Genomic DNA, 14,703 nt, shown 5'->3' with positions numbered 1-14,703 from the left:
CCTTACTACTCTTTTTGTCACTCTATTATGACGAATTTTACGAAAAAAGTAAATGACCGTCAGTTTTAGTCTAATTACCCAGTAATAGTAGCTGCAATCGACGTTCCCACGAAATCATTTCTATTTTTTTCTCTGTTGTTAAGCGTACTTTCTTGATTTCATCATAATGGATTCCACAATTTTCACAACACTTTTCCGGTTTTTTTTGCAATTTTTGCCCGAAATACCCGACAAGATGTTCACGAATACAGTCTTTTGTCTGTATAATCTTCAACATTTCATCGACTGCACGGTATTTTTCTAGGGCTAATTGATTGAGGCGAGCCTTTACTTGCTCCTTAGTTTCTTGTTGCATCCAATAGTCCAACACACGAAATGCTGTCTCTCCTAATTCTCCATTTTTTAACATCTGTGCTGGTAGTACTTGCTGAGAAAGAAGCTCCTCATAGCGATCAACATGTTGAGAACTCGGAAGGTCACCTGTCACAACGAACTTCGCCAGCTCTTCATCACCATCACAATAGAGTAAAATGGCATGTGCAGGTTCACCATCTCGACCTGCTCGACCAATTTCCTGCATATAATTTGCAATATTAGCAGGCATTGATTCATGAATGACCTGACGAATATCTTGTTTATTAATCCCCATACCAAAAGCATTTGTTGCCACTATCCAGTCCAATTCTCCATCAATAAACTGCTGCTGAATAAATTGGCGATCCTCAGCCCCATAGCCTGCATGATAGGCTGCAGTACGAATACCTACTTGTAAAAATGCCTCACTATACTGTTGCGCTCGTTTGCGTGAGGAAACATACAGTATACCTGGGCCAGCAGTTGCTTTGACATGTCGCATAAGCCAGCTCGCTTTATCCGCCTTATCCTCCAGAACAATGCGTCCTAATTGAATATTGGGCCGATCAACATTATACATAAATTCAAATGGGTCCTTTAACGATAATGTTTCTCGAATATCTTGCATAACCTTCCTTGTTGCAGTGGCGGATAGTGCTAGCAATGGAGGTCGATTGTGCCTCGATAGCCACTCACCTATCCGTAAATAATCTGGTCGGAAATCATAGCCCCATTGCGATATACAATGTGCCTCGTCCACTACGATTAAACCTAATTTTACCTGTGCTAGTTTCTCTTGAACCTGCTGCTGAAGTAGCATCTCTGGCGAGGTAAAAATGAAACGGTATTGTTCTAAATAATGTAATACATATCTTTTTTCTGTGATGGATAAAAAAGAATTTAAAGCGACAACCCTCTTTTCCCCAAAACGTTTCAATTCCTCTACCTGATCTTGCATTAATGAAAGCAATGGAGATACAATCAGCACTGGCTTTTCTAAAATATAAGCTGGTAGCTGATAGCAAAGTGATTTTCCCATTCCTGTTGGCAATAAGGCCATTACATCTTTCTCTTGAAGTATTGCTTCAATGACTTCCCTTTGCCCTGGTCGAAATGATGAATAACCAAAATGTTTATGCAATAGTTCTTCCAGTTCCATTTATACTTCTCCTTTCGCAAGGACAAGCCTTAATTGAAAATAACTCAATTCCTTTAAAGCCTCATGTAAGATTTTCAATTTTTTCGTTTGATAATGCTTTGATGCCTGCCAAACTTTTTCAGCTTCCTCATATGAGACGAATGGACCAATGGAAAAGTTCGGTTCATACATCGCTAATTCCACAAAGTGGTCTTCAATAGTACTTTGCTTCAGTTTTCTTATTTGCACTATTTGTTCAACTGAATATCCCTGTTCATACAATTGTGCTGTTTGCTGTGCGGAATCGGTTAGCAATATTTTCACTCTTACTCCTTGTGCCACTTCTTTAAGCAATGGATAATCATTGTTTTGTTGCACTTCGTTTAATAATTTATGTAGTGTTTCAATAAAAGCTAATTGACTATCTAGCACAGACTCCTTCCGTTTATCGGCAAGCTGCTGCCATGTCCAACCAGGCAAACGATACCCACTTAATCGATAAAGGACAAGCTGTTTGCTACCATCTGAAACTGGAATATTCTTCAGCACGCTGGTGCATTCATCTAATAATTGCTGTTGTAAATGACCTTGTAGATAATGATGATTCTGCAAAAAGGATCGCACCCAATTTTGAATATCAGGATCTCTACTGATGGGTGAGAAAGAACGAACAGCTGCAGTTTGATACGACAAACTTTGCACAATTAATGAAAGACGTGCAAAAAACACATGCTCATTTCCTCGATAATGCCATCCATCAAAGAAAAATGGCGGGGTTTGTTGCGCTCGCTGCAAACCTAGCTTTTCCATGTAAAAGTGACCAGATTCCTGCACTTTTAGCCAACTATATTGCATAAATAACGTTACCGCCTCATCAAAGGTAGTCCGTGGTAGTTTAGGTAATAAACCAAAATATTGATGCAACTGAAAAAGGCCAATGTCTTGAATAGTCTGACCTGACCGCTTTCCTTTCAAGACGTGATAAGCAGCCGAAATCGTCCGTTCCTTATTGAGTTTTTGAAAGATTTGCAATAGAATTTGATGAAACATTGACGCAAATTCCTCCAATTTAATAGTATTTAAGTTGAAATGTAAGATAAACATCTTTAAAATGAGTATGAAGCTTTGTAGGAACATCGTTAAAGGAGAGAAAAAAATGGCTAAATACACAATAGTTGATAAAGATACATGCATCGCTTGTGGCGCATGTGGAGCCGCAGCGCCAGACATTTATGATTATGATGATGAAGGTATTGCCTTCGTTATTTTAGATGATAACATGGGAACTGCTGAAGTGCCAGAAGATCTATTAGAAGATATGCAAGACGCTTTTGAAGGGTGTCCAACTGACTCTATCAAAGTAGCAGATGAAACTTTTGATGGTGACTCATTAAAATTCGAATAGTCTTCAATATGTATGTACACCCAAAAGGCATCCTTCAATGGGTGCCTTCTTCATTTGGATGAAATATTCTACTAACTTTTGCAACAAGATTATCAATCATATGCTATACAGACCAATCTATTGGAGGAATGATGATGTTTGAGCAGTTACAAGTAGAGCATAGTTTATTCCATATCGATAAAGAGCATATCAATCAATTTAAAAAACTCGCGGCAAAATGGCAAATAATTTTTCCGCAGGTTTATGCGAAATGTTTGAATACACTCGATTCATGGGCCATTGTGTTAAATAATTGGTTTTTTTTTAAATCTCAGCATACCGATGAACTGATTCTCAATCCTTCTAAAGCCATCTACTACTCTATCAATACATTTTTGCTGGAAGAGCTCAAAAAAATTCAAATAATTCAAAAAATAAATCAATGTAATAATGACGATTTACAATACTTTGCTGCGTTTCAGTTAGGAAATGCCATCGATTTATGGGTTTATAAGACGGTTGGAAAAAGTACTGCGGCCGATTTATTAAATTCTCAGGAAGACAAACCTTATTTTCTCGCATATTTAGATGATGGGTTTCAAACGGACAACACGCCTTTCCATAGAGACCAAACAAGAGCCATCAAAATACTTGCTCAAACAATTCGTAACCACAATTGCTTTAGAATCACTATCAATAGTGCTGTTTATCAAGCAGTAGATATGTATGAAGATTATGTAGCTAATTAGTATGCCATTTCATTCGTCTCTCACATAGTAGGGATGAATTTTTTTTTGCCCGATAATCGGCTACTCTATTGCAACGTTTTTTTATGTATGATAAGATTTTAGTAGTTGGTACTAATAACAGATATTATCTCACAAAGGAGTTCTTTATAATGATGGATAATTTATTACAATTAAAAGATAAAAATATTGTTGTCATGGGTGTAGCGAATGATCGTAGTATCGCATGGGGCATTGCAAAACGTTTATTTGATGTAGGGGCAAACGTTATTTTCACTTATCGTCAAGAACGCTCATTGAAAAAATTACAAAAGCAATTAGACAATATGGGTCAAGCTGATTCTCTTGTTGTTCAATGTGACGTTAATAGTGATGAAAGTACAAAAGCAGCATTTGATGAAATTGGCTCAAAGGTTGGCATTATTCATGGTATTGTGCATTCAGTAGCTTTTGCTCACGCCGAAGATTTACACAACCGCTTCCTAGAAACAACACGTGAAGGCTACGCATTTGCACAAGATACAAGTGCCTACTCTCTAATTTCAACAGCAAAAGCCGCTCATCCATATATGACAGAGGGTGGCTCGATCGTTACAATGAGTTACTTAGGTGCGGAACGAGTGCTTGATGGCTACAATGTGATGGGTGTAGCAAAGGCTGCATTAGAGGCTTCTATGCGCTATCTTGCTGCTGATATTGGTCAAGACAATATTCGCGTCAATGCTATTTCAGCCGGTGCTATTCGTACACTTGCTGCAAAGGGGGTTCCTTCCTTTAATACAATTTTACACAAAATTGAGGAAACAGCTCCTTTAAAACGAAATGTTCAACAAGATGAAGTAGCTGATATGACCATTGTTATGCTATCTCACTTATCACGTGGTGTCACTGGTGAAACTATTTACATCGACGCTGGCTACAATATTATGGGTTAACTATAAAGAAGGACGGAAGATAAATACTCTCTTCCATTCTTCTTTTTTCTTTATCATATCGTCCCAATACTTTGTATGAATAAAATCAGACCTGCTGCTACTAAAAGAAGATAAATCAATGATCTAAATAGCTTTTGATTGAGCCTAGTATACAACATTTGTCCCAAAATCAAACCGATGAAAACAATAGGCAAGGCATACAGACTATAAATCCACACTAGTGTACTTGTGCCCTCAACAGTAACTTGAGATAGTAAACTAATAAGATAGATAAAAATATAATAGGCTAGTGAAATAGCTCTAATGGTTTCTTTATTTTGATGCGTGCTCGCAAAATACATCAACAATGGCGGTCCTGCCATACCAATACTTGTTGTAAACATTCCTGAGATTAAACCAACGCCATAATCTCTACCACTTGTTTGTTGAATAGAGAAATTTTTCATCAATAAAAACGTAAGGCCAATTAAAAGGATGGCGATTATAAGTTTAAATGTCGTGGCATCAACTAAAGCAAATACAACGCTACCGAAAGGAGCACCCACAACACTACCAATTATAATCCTCTTCAGCAAAACGGTATCAATATCATGCCTCACCCTCCAAATTAGAGAACAGGAAATAACAAGGGACAGTACGATATTTATTTGCATCGCCTCTTGCGGAGAAAAAAGCAACAATAAAAAAGGGGTGGCCATAATAGAAAAACCAAACCCCGTACTTGTTTGCAAAATGGAAGCTGTTAGTATAATAAAAAAGTACAAAAGTAATTCCTGCAAAACAACACCTCACATCATTTAATACTATAGAGTGGTGGTAACATGTTGCTTAGCAATTAATTCCTTCAATAAGAAAGATAAAACGCAAGCAATTAGTAAAAATAAAGCAATCATGGCGACCACACCTATCCAGCCATATTTCACCCAAAAAACACCACCTACTGTCCCACCAACACTCGAACCAACATAATAAAAAAATAAATAAAGGGATGATGCTTGTGCTTTATCATGTGTTGCCCGTTTACTCACCCAGCCACTTGCGATAGAATGAGCAGCAAAAAAACCAAAGGTAAACACCGTAATGCCTATAATTTTTAAAGTAAGGAGCCCATTGAGTGTTACAACGGCTCCTGCCAACATGATGGCAATGGCTAGTAATAGCATTTGTTGGCGTCCGTAACGATCGGCTAGACTACCAAACCAAGCTGAGCTTACTGTTCCTACTAGGTATATAACAAATATCCAACCTACAATGGTCGCGCTCAAATTATAGGGAGGGGCCATTAATTTAAAGCCAATATAGTTATAAAGTGTGATAAAGCTTCCCATCAGAACAAATCCTATACCATATAGACACAACATAGAAGGGTCCTTCAGATGTTGCCACAGCGTTTTAGTTAATGCTTTTAATTGTAAAGGACGAGGGCTAAAATGCTTAGAGCTTGGCAGCATCCAGACAAACAACACACTGACAATAAGGCTGATTCCTCCTAGCACCATCATCCCTACATGCCAGTTATAATGGTCCGTTAATGTCCCAATAATGACTCGTCCACTAAGTCCTCCTACAGAATTACCACTAATGTATAGACCCATGGCAACCCCTAAGCTTGCTGGTTCCATTTCCTCGCCTAAATAAGCCATGGCAATTGCCGGTAAACCTGCAAAAACGATTCCTTGAAGCACTCGCAATACTAAAATTATTTCAAAGTTTGGTGAAAACGCAAGTGCCACTGTCAATACAGAGGCTGCAAAAATAGAAATCGTCATCAATGATTTTCTTCCCCATGCCTCAGATAACGAACTAATAATAATTAAACTCACTGCTAAGGCAAAGGTAGTGACAGAAAGAGATAAACTTGCAACAGCTGGCGAGACGTGAAACAAATCTGCAAATGTCGGCAGTAATGGCTGTGTTATATAGAGGTTAGCAAAAGTAATAAAGCCTGCCAAAAATAAGACCCAATTTGCTTTACGAAACGCTTTCGTGCCCTTTTGTATATATTCCATGACTCTCTCTCCTTCAGCTCTTCAGCATTTCTACTATTATTTTAATACAATATTTTGCAAAACACACGACCTCTCCGTCAAAAAATGGACAAATCCATCGTCATTTTCACTAAAAAAAGTAAAATTTAATTGACATTTAAAAACAATCCAATTCTCTTTCCAACGCTATTTATAAAAAGGAATTTACTATTTTGACTTGGCAAATATTATGCTACAGTAAAGGTAATCATCTAGAACCATTGTCACAATGAATACAGATGACACAACCATTTTTCATTGACTAGACTTGGAGGAATTTTTATGAAAATTATCGAAGCTTTAGCCCTTGCAGCACCTTATATTCACCTTGCATTAAAGCAAGAAGCCATTGTAGCTGTTATTGAAAAGGACAGTGAAACAGTCATCAAGTATTTAGCAGGTAAACGTGTAGATTCAGGCTATCATGATGGACAAAAAGTAAATGCTAATGACCAAAATGTTTACATTGCCTTTAACGGACAAAATGCAGATGTGGTTATACCGAAGGATGTTTACGGCGTAGCAATCAATGCTTTTTCATTCCCCATTCGCGAAAATGGTTTAGTAGTAGGTGCCTTAGCGTTTGGCCTACCAATAGATAATGAGCTTAAACTCGAAGATTATATGAGTACTATGGATAATATTGTCAATAGCCTACAGGATAAAGTACATACAATTGCTTCCCATTCAGAGGAATTAGCGGCGACTAGTGAGGAAATAAATAAGCAGGCACAGCATGCCCTAGAGGATTCAGAAAAAACCAATGCCGTAACGGATTTAATTAAAAGCATTTCCCGCCAAACCAATTTACTTGGCTTAAATGCATCCATAGAGGCCGCTCGCGCTGGACAACATGGTGCTGGCTTTAATATTGTGGCACAGGAAGTTCGAAAATTGTCCTTTGAGACATCTAGTGCTACCGAAAATATAGAATCCTCCTTACGTAATATTAATAGAAATCTTGAAAACCTAAAGCAAAATATGGGACAAATTAATGATGCCACGAATGAGCAAGCACAGCTCGTACAAGATTTTAGCGAAATTATCGAAGAGCTGACAGTGCTTAGCCGAGAAATGAAAGGCTTTATGCATGATGCACTAAAATAGAAATGAGGTGATGAGATGGATATTTACATTAATGATGATTTATCTTTACGTACAATTACCCTAGAGGATGCAGAAGCAGTTTTTGCATGTACCGATGCTTCAAGAAAGTATTTAAAGGAATGGCTACCATGGCTGGACTATACAAAGGAAGTAGCAGATACAAAAGCCTATATAGAAGGCTGTATCAAGGGGTATGAAGCGAATAATAGCCTTTCTCTCGTCATTCTCTTTAAAAATGAAATTGTCGGCATCGCTGGCTTTAATACTATTAATCCCACTAATAAAATCGGCACGATTGGCTACTGGCTTAGTGAAGGTGCACAGGGGCATGGCATTATGACCAAAGCTGTAAAAGCTCTATTACAATATGCCTTTGAAACATTACAACTTCATAAAGTGGAAATTCGTGCTGCTGTTGGCAATGAAAAAAGTCGCGCAATCCCAGAGCGCCTTGGTTTAATGAAAGAGGGCACCCTACGAGCAGCAGAATGGCTTTATGATCATTATGTGGATCATGTTGTATATGGCATGCTCCGAAGTGAGTGGCAGCAACAAAAATAACAAAGCGACCTGATGAATCGATTCGGGACTAACTCCTATATAAGACAGAGATCAAAAAGATCATTCAATCGTTGCTGGTAATGAATCGGCGACTGGTTGTTTCGTTTCGCTTATATTCGGCTACCGTTATTAAAAATCAAATAACTTTTGACAGTTTGTTTGACAATTGCCGTCGTACATTTTCCCGATTCTCTATAACTTACTTTGCCATTTAAATAACGTAAAACAGCTTCTAATTTTTTATTAGCCGTATATTTATCCATAAAAAAACTGCGCTTCTAATTGTTAGAATGTGTCTAACAATTTAGCGCAGTTCACTTTTGAATATAATTAGCCAGATAAATTTCCCCTATACAAAATAATAGAAAATACTTCCTTTACTATTTCCACAGCTCAAAGCCGTTATCCTTACGCGTGTAGCTATGCTCTGTAGACGCTTCTATGATGTAGCAATACGCCCAATGTTTTTTAGTTAAATCCTTATATTGCACTGCGTCCGATGGGATATCGCTAAGTTCGATTTTGCGGTTTAACATGTTGTTAATAATTTTCACCACTTCAGCGCGAGTGATTGAACTTGCCGGTCTAAAGCTGCCGTCAGGATAGCCATTTATCCACCCCTTAGTATACGCGCTGTCAATATACGCTGCCGCCCAATGGTCGATTGAGACATCTTTAAACGAAGTGTTTTCGTTTGTTAATAGGTTATCAAATCTTGAAGCTATGGCTGCAAATTCCGCTCTTGTAATTGTCTGTCTAGGCTTGAACGTGCCATCCCTATACCCCACCAGTATGCCTTGACTTGCAAGGTAATTGACCGACTGTGCATACCATGTGTCGCCACCGACATCACTGAATGTTCCATTTACAGCAATATTCTTATTTTCGTCTTTTATCAGCCTGAAATATATTGCCGCCGCTTCCGCTCTTGTGATTGAGCTTCCTGGCTTTACGCTGCCGTCAGGGTAGCCGTTAATATACTTGATATGTTCACCAGTTTCAAGCTCGGGGATAGCCTCTATGTTCTTACTATAGAAGAATACAACCTTGTTTTCACCTGCTTTGAACGTTATCGTTTCCGTCTTTTTACTGCCCGTATCCAAGTGATAACCCTCAATAGCCAGGGCGTTTATCGTTTCTGTCGTGCCGACTATCACACTTGAACTTTTACTATAGATAATTTCTCCAGATTGCTTGTCTATGCCTTGAACTAGTAATGTCGCCGAAGGTGCTCCACTGCTGCTATTGTTATTGTTACTGCTATTGTTATTGTTACTGTTATTGTTACTGTTATTGTTACCACTGCCACCTTTACTTGTCCATTTTGCATATAAAGTAATGTTGTCGGTAACAGTATCTGTATCAAATTTCCATGCATTAGTTAGTGTATCTTCTTTATACCAACCGCTGAACGTATACTCACTTTTGATTGGTGGCGTTGGCTCGGTTATAAGGCTACTTCGAGGAATGTCCGTTTGTTCTGCCACTGCAGAACCACCGTTGGAATTAAAGTTTACTGTATAAAGTGACTTTGTCAAATATTTAAATCCCACACCTACAATATCGCTTATTGTTTCAGTAGCAGTGCTCATACGGTAATCTGCCGGGTAGATTACTAGGGCTTCATCATTAAAAATACTGCCTTCGTTTCCCCAAAAACGTGCTTTTCCCTTGTTAGTCAATAAAAACGGTTCCAAAATTAAAGGATTGGCTAGATTTATAGTCACAAAGCTTGGATCGCCTGTCGTTTGGGCGTAGAAAACGCCTCCCGATATAGTGTCGATTTTTGCAGGAGAGGTGCTACTTAAAGTAGTTGAATTGATTGCATGGAAGCCGCCAATGAAAATGCCGCCAGAAATCATGTTTACCGTCGTTTCATTTAGGAAAGCTTCTCCAGATGCGCTGACACTGGTAAATTTGCCCCCACTGATGAGCTTGATAATAGCATTGGGATGATTCGACGCATAGTTCCAAAGGGCAATAGAATCTCCGGTGATTTCTGTATTACTGCCGATTTCATTAATCGTACCAACATTCAGAAGGCCAACGTTTGTCGAAGTAATAATGGCATTGCTAATGATATCAATAGTTCCACCAATATCATTTTGAAGCCCAGCTTCTCCACCTAAAAAGGTTCCACCACTAATCTTGTTAATAAAAGCGCCGTCTTCTAGTAGCAGAACACCAATCTCTCCATCAAAAGTTCCGCCAGAAATTTCACCGATACCTGATGGGTCGCCCAATGCTACAATGTCAATGCCTCTTCCATAGTAATTTGCAGTAAGCTTGGTATAGGCACAAATAAATCGACCACCACTAATTTTTCCAATAGTTCCACCACGAAGCAGGCGAAGAGCAGCAATCTCTTGTTCCGCAAAAAAATCCCCGTTGGATATCTCACCAATTTGTGCCTTACCATCCACCTGAACGTTCGCCCACCTCTCTGGAGAAGCAGCTAAATTTCTGAAGGTGCCGCCCGAAATTAGATTGATTTTTGTATCTTCGTCATACATATATAACGAGTGCGTTTTACCAATGATAGTTCCGCCACTGATTTCCTCCAGCCTGGCACCATTCGTCATCGAAATGGCGATTGATCCAGAAGATTCCAAATGTCTGCCGGTTATTTTTCCAGATGCCTTCGGATCGTATAAATCCAGTACCATATTCCGAGGCCCAGTCGCTAAAAGCTTTGCTCCGTTGTTTATTTCAATATTCCCATTTGCAACGGTTATAATTGTTCTCTGGGGACCTGAAAGTGTAAGTACTTCAGTATCCGAGCCCCCTCCCAAAGTCAAATCAAAGCCATCCTGAACCCTAAAATTAGCATTAATACCCAGTGTAACCTTGTAATTTCCACCGCTAGCTAGTAGCGTAATATCTTTCATAATTGAAATCGCAGAGGATAGATTTATATCTTCTGTTACAGCAATCGTATCATTGTCCTGTGCTGCATTTATCGCCCCCTGCAGCGTAGCATATGTTGCGCCATCCACTCTAGGAGCGGTGTCGTTGGAAACTATACTAGGTGATACAAACAGTGTAGCTGCGCTATCCGCATTTACCGACAACAAAAACTGCGGCATGAGTGACAAAAACATTATCAAAAATAACAGTAGTGAAACCGTCCACTTATTGCATATTCCTTTTACAGTACCGGTTATTCTTTCAAAATAGTTCATCTTTCATTACCTCCAATTTGTTAGTAACTTCCTAAAGGTACAACTTTAAATTTGAATTAATATTACTTTGGTGATTTATTCTGTTAATAAAAAGATTGTCTAAGTATGTGTTAAAATGCTTCTCCCTCCTAGCCCCACCCCTATCTTTACTTACCAATCTTTTTATTTTAGTTGCGATAAATATAATTATCGCAACCAAAAAAAGCTTACAAAATCCTTCTAAGAAGGTGCTTTGCAAGCTTTGAGATTTTTTTGTCGATTTTTTTCGAATAATGAAATAATATAAGGTTTACTATGCTCATTATAGTTTATTATAAAGCTAGTAGTTGCGATAATTATATTTATCGCAACTGTGTTGTAAATTGTAATATTTGCTGATATACTCGTGTCAAAGTCAAAAAGGAGTATATTATTTTTATGCTATTAAACACGTTAAAGGACTTTTTGCCTAAATTCATTAAACATTTAACATATGATGAATACGCAAAAAATAGTATTAGAAGCTATCAAAAAGATATTTTAAAACTGTTTGCTTTTTTAGAGAAAAAAGACGGAAAATTGCAAAAAGAATATTTAATAGAGTATAAAAAATCATTGGAAATAAGATTGAAACCTTCAAGCGTCAATCGCAGCATTGCGGCGGTCAACAAATTTTTTAAATTTATAGGGCTGGATGATTTCACGCTAAAGGCTCTCAGAATTCAAGAGCAGACAACTGCTCAACATGAGCTTACCCAAAAGGAACTTGACAAGTTAATTGAAAGCGCCTTCACAAATAAAAAGACGAAAATCGCGATGATTATGCTGACGCTTGCCTACACAGGAATACGCATAGGGGAACTGCAGTTTATCACCGTTAAGGCTATCAACAGCGGAAAGGTTCTTATTAAGAATAAAGGAACTGTACGCACGATTGTAATACATAAGGACTTACAAGGTTATTTATCCTTATATTGCAGGGAAAAAAATGTGAAAAGCGGTATCGTTTTTACGGGCAGTAAAGGCAGCCCAATAAGCCGTTCCTATATTGCACGTGCAATGAAAGAAGTAGCAGAGCAATGTGGAATTGATCCAGCAATGGTTTTCCCCCACAATCTGCGGCACTATTTCGCTCGAAGCTTTTTAGACTGCGGCAATCCACTGTCGGATTTAGCAGATATTTTAGGACATAAAAGCATTGACACCACAAGACGGTATTTAAGAACCAGTGCTGAAACAAAACAAAAGCAGTTGGCAAAGCTGAAAATCATCCCGAACTGGCAAAGAAATTACGGGTATTCTCAGGAAAAAATAATGTGACCACTTGTAAAATTGAATATAAAACGAAATTAGCGCAATTTGAAAGGATTGGGCTTTTTTGCATAAATATGTGGATATGGAGTTTCCATTAGGTAGAGAGTGATTTTTTTTGGTGCATCCCTGAATGCTATTAAAATTTTTTATTAACGTCCTTATTGTAAAATGAAATATTTCTCTCAATAGTATATTTTTTAGGTGTTCTGTTGATTTCATTGCCAAGATACCAATACATCGGAAATTTTTTCCTGCTTCACTTAATGTGTTCTTTTCCTGATATCTCAAACTGCATCATTAGTGAAAGAACATTTTGTCATAAAAAAATCCCTATTAGATAAACAGATTTTTTGATCTGTCTACCTAATAGGGAGCCTATCACAATTAGAGCTGTAGTTTTTCTTTAAGTAAATTTAGGTTGATTAGGATTGCTCTACAGTCTCTTTTGTTTCGACAGCCTCAACAGGTGCCTGCTTTTTTTCTAAGCCTAGGGCAATTTGCTCTAATTCTGGACGCAATGTATGCTTACCAGCATAGCTCTCGATCAGTTCTTTCACATCAATGCCAGAAGTTTCTTTCAATGTCTCTTGTAGTGTAGACATTAAATTAGTCGCATAGGACGTTACTTTATTTGCGCCACTACCTTCCCCACCACCAGTATCAACGACTGTAATCTTATCGATATTACCAAGTGGGCTCGCTAGCTCTTTTGCATATTCCGGCATCATGCGCACAACCATATCCAGTACAGCTGCTTGACCATAATATTCAAAGGCTTCGGCAATTTTACGTTTAGCTTCAGCTTCCGCAAGACCACGAAGACGAATAATATCTGCCTCTGTCTCCCCTTGTGCTCGTTCTGCATCAGCTTTAGCAAGACCATCCATTCTGATTTTTTCCGCTTCTGCTTTTGCTAAGGATTCAATACGGTATTTTTCTGCATCTGCTTGTGCAAGCTCTCGCATTTTTTCGGCAGCTGCATTTTGTTCCACCGCATAACGATCAGCGTCAGCCTTTTTCTTCACCTCAGAATCATATTGCTTCTCACGACGTAGAATCTCTTTTTCTTCTAATTCAATTTGCTTTTGACGCTCTATAATGCGAATTTGCATTTCTTGCTCCGTTACTTCCTGTTTAGCACGAGCTGTTTCGAGCTCATAGGCTTGGTCAGCACGCGCTTTTGCTATATCTTGCTCACGACGGAATTCAGCAACCTTTAATTGATTTTCTTTTTCCGCTTCCGCAATTTCTGTCGCACGCTCTAGTTCTGCCTTTTGCGCTTCCTTCGATGCTTCTGCGCGTTTAATACGTGTTTCTTTTTCCGCATCTGCTGTCGCAATATCAGCATCTCGTTTTACTTGAGCGATTCTCGGTTTACCGAGTGAATCTAAATAGCCATTTTTATCTCGTACATCCTTGATCGTGAAAGATACAATCACAAGACCCATTTTAGCTAAATCCTGAGAAGCAACACGTTGAACCTCCTGTGAGAATTTATCACGGTTTTTATAGATTTCTTCAACCGTCATGGAGCCTAAAATTGAACGTAAATGACCTTCTAACACTTCACGTGCTTCCCCTTCACGCTCTGCCTTTTGCTTTCCTAAAAACTGCTCTGCCGCCGTTGCGATTTCAGAGATAGAGCCACCTATTTTAATAATGGCTGTACCGTCAGCCATTACCGGAACACCCTGCTCCGTATACACTTCAGGCGTTGTCACTTCTAGTTTGCTAGATAGTAAACTTAATGGCTGTGCTTGCTGGAAAATAGGGAATACGAATGTACCGCCACCGCGAATAATTTTTATACGATTCCCCGACTCATCTTTATGTACATTTTTAGAGCCGAGATAGCTACCCGTCACAATCAGTGCTTCATCAGGACCTGCTGTTTTATATTTTGATACATATAAACCTACTAGTGCTATTAATACAAATGCTACAATTCCTAAAACGATTAAAATTTCGATTGACAT

12 protein-coding genes are annotated in these 14,703 nt (G+C 38.5%); 6 read left to right on the top strand and 6 right to left on the bottom strand.

The window, feature by feature from the left end; translation table 11 throughout:
* Positions 1–70: 70 nt before the first annotated feature.
* Together A2J09_RS03065 and A2J09_RS03060 are read right to left on the bottom strand one after the other, a co-directional pair.
* Complete coding sequence (locus A2J09_RS03065) at positions 71–1,513, bottom strand: RecQ family ATP-dependent DNA helicase (protein WP_012293594.1); 1,443 nt, start codon at positions 1,511–1,513, stop codon at positions 71–73.
* On the bottom strand, positions 1,514–2,542 hold the full coding sequence (locus A2J09_RS03060) for a YpbB family protein (RefSeq protein ID WP_036161145.1): 1,029 nt from the start codon (positions 2,540–2,542) through the stop codon (positions 1,514–1,516). It lies immediately after the preceding gene.
* A 106-nt stretch (positions 2,543–2,648) separates the two neighbouring features.
* On the opposite strand from A2J09_RS03060, the gene A2J09_RS03055 reads away from it, so the two are divergent.
* From A2J09_RS03055 to A2J09_RS03045, 3 genes are all read left to right on the top strand, one after another.
* Positions 2,649–2,897 carry a ferredoxin gene (locus A2J09_RS03055; RefSeq protein WP_004232564.1) on the top strand — a complete coding sequence of 83 codons (249 nt, stop codon included), beginning with the start codon at positions 2,649–2,651 and terminating at the stop codon, positions 2,895–2,897.
* Between the two features lie 134 nt (positions 2,898–3,031).
* Positions 3,032–3,625, top strand: a complete 594-nt coding sequence (locus tag A2J09_RS03050; RefSeq protein ID WP_036161142.1) for a hypothetical protein — start codon at positions 3,032–3,034, stop codon at positions 3,623–3,625.
* A 149-nt stretch (positions 3,626–3,774) separates the two neighbouring features.
* On the top strand, positions 3,775–4,557 hold the full coding sequence (locus A2J09_RS03045) for an enoyl-ACP reductase FabI (protein WP_012293591.1): 783 nt from the start codon (positions 3,775–3,777) through the stop codon (positions 4,555–4,557).
* A gap of 53 nt (positions 4,558–4,610) precedes the next feature.
* Here A2J09_RS03045 and A2J09_RS03040 read toward each other — a convergent pair whose 3' ends face one another.
* Together A2J09_RS03040 and A2J09_RS03035 are read right to left on the bottom strand one after the other, a co-directional pair.
* Positions 4,611–5,336, bottom strand: a complete 726-nt coding sequence (locus A2J09_RS03040) for a sulfite exporter TauE/SafE family protein (RefSeq protein ID WP_012293590.1) — start codon at positions 5,334–5,336, stop codon at positions 4,611–4,613.
* A 24-nt stretch (positions 5,337–5,360) separates the two neighbouring features.
* Complete coding sequence (locus A2J09_RS03035) at positions 5,361–6,566, bottom strand: MFS transporter (RefSeq protein WP_012293589.1); 1,206 nt, start codon at positions 6,564–6,566, stop codon at positions 5,361–5,363.
* 300 nt (positions 6,567–6,866) lie between these two features.
* Between A2J09_RS03035 and A2J09_RS03030 the strand changes: the two genes are divergently transcribed.
* Together A2J09_RS03030 and A2J09_RS03025 are read left to right on the top strand one after the other, a co-directional pair.
* Positions 6,867–7,691 carry a methyl-accepting chemotaxis protein gene (locus A2J09_RS03030; protein WP_012293588.1) on the top strand — a complete coding sequence of 275 codons (825 nt, stop codon included), beginning with the start codon at positions 6,867–6,869 and terminating at the stop codon, positions 7,689–7,691.
* Between the two features lie 15 nt (positions 7,692–7,706).
* Positions 7,707–8,252 (top strand): GNAT family N-acetyltransferase, encoded by a 546-nt coding sequence (locus tag A2J09_RS03025; protein ID WP_012293587.1) that lies wholly within the window; start codon positions 7,707–7,709, stop codon positions 8,250–8,252.
* 380 nt (positions 8,253–8,632) lie between these two features.
* On the opposite strand, the gene A2J09_RS03020 is transcribed toward A2J09_RS03025, so the two are convergent.
* On the bottom strand, positions 8,633–11,434 hold the full coding sequence (locus A2J09_RS03020) for an S-layer homology domain-containing protein (RefSeq protein ID WP_051563204.1): 2,802 nt from the start codon (positions 11,432–11,434) through the stop codon (positions 8,633–8,635).
* Between the two features lie 417 nt (positions 11,435–11,851).
* On the opposite strand from A2J09_RS03020, the gene A2J09_RS03015 reads away from it, so the two are divergent.
* The gene (locus tag A2J09_RS03015; protein ID WP_036161139.1) at positions 11,852–12,733 is read left to right on the top strand and encodes a tyrosine-type recombinase/integrase; all 882 of its coding nucleotides are present in this window, start codon (positions 11,852–11,854) and stop codon (positions 12,731–12,733) included.
* Between the two features lie 416 nt (positions 12,734–13,149).
* Here A2J09_RS03015 and A2J09_RS03010 read toward each other — a convergent pair whose 3' ends face one another.
* Positions 13,150–14,703 (bottom strand): flotillin lipid rafts scaffold protein FloT, encoded by a 1,554-nt coding sequence (locus A2J09_RS03010; RefSeq protein ID WP_012293584.1) that lies wholly within the window; start codon positions 14,701–14,703, stop codon positions 13,150–13,152.

Source organism: Lysinibacillus sphaericus, from assembly GCF_001629735.1.
In the GTDB taxonomy this organism is placed as follows: Bacteria; Bacillota; Bacilli; order Bacillales_A; family Planococcaceae; genus Lysinibacillus; species Lysinibacillus pinottii.
This window is presented reverse-complemented; position numbering and strand designations above follow the sequence as displayed.

Excerpts from the sequence above, each read along its gene's own strand:
- A2J09_RS03020 (WP_051563204.1), bottom strand. The coding sequence starts at position 11,434 with ATGAACTATTTTGAAAGAATAACCGGTACTGTAAAAGGAATATGCAAT.
- A2J09_RS03035 (WP_012293589.1), bottom strand. The coding sequence starts at position 6,566 with ATGGAATATATACAAAAGGGCACGAAAGCGTTTCGTAAAGCAAATTGG.
- A2J09_RS03050 (WP_036161142.1), top strand. The coding sequence starts at position 3,032 with ATGTTTGAGCAGTTACAAGTAGAGCATAGTTTATTCCATATCGATAAA.
- A2J09_RS03060 (WP_036161145.1), bottom strand. The coding sequence starts at position 2,542 with ATGTTTCATCAAATTCTATTGCAAATCTTTCAAAAACTCAATAAGGAA.
- A2J09_RS03010 (WP_012293584.1), bottom strand. The coding sequence starts at position 14,703 with ATGTCAATCGAAATTTTAATCGTTTTAGGAATTGTAGCATTTGTATTA.
- A2J09_RS03065 (WP_012293594.1), bottom strand. The coding sequence starts at position 1,513 with ATGGAACTGGAAGAACTATTGCATAAACATTTTGGTTATTCATCATTT.
- A2J09_RS03030 (WP_012293588.1), top strand. The coding sequence starts at position 6,867 with ATGAAAATTATCGAAGCTTTAGCCCTTGCAGCACCTTATATTCACCTT.
- A2J09_RS03015 (WP_036161139.1), top strand. The coding sequence starts at position 11,852 with ATGCTATTAAACACGTTAAAGGACTTTTTGCCTAAATTCATTAAACAT.
- A2J09_RS03045 (WP_012293591.1), top strand. The coding sequence starts at position 3,775 with ATGATGGATAATTTATTACAATTAAAAGATAAAAATATTGTTGTCATG.
- A2J09_RS03025 (WP_012293587.1), top strand. The coding sequence starts at position 7,707 with ATGGATATTTACATTAATGATGATTTATCTTTACGTACAATTACCCTA.
- A2J09_RS03055 (WP_004232564.1), top strand. The coding sequence starts at position 2,649 with ATGGCTAAATACACAATAGTTGATAAAGATACATGCATCGCTTGTGGC.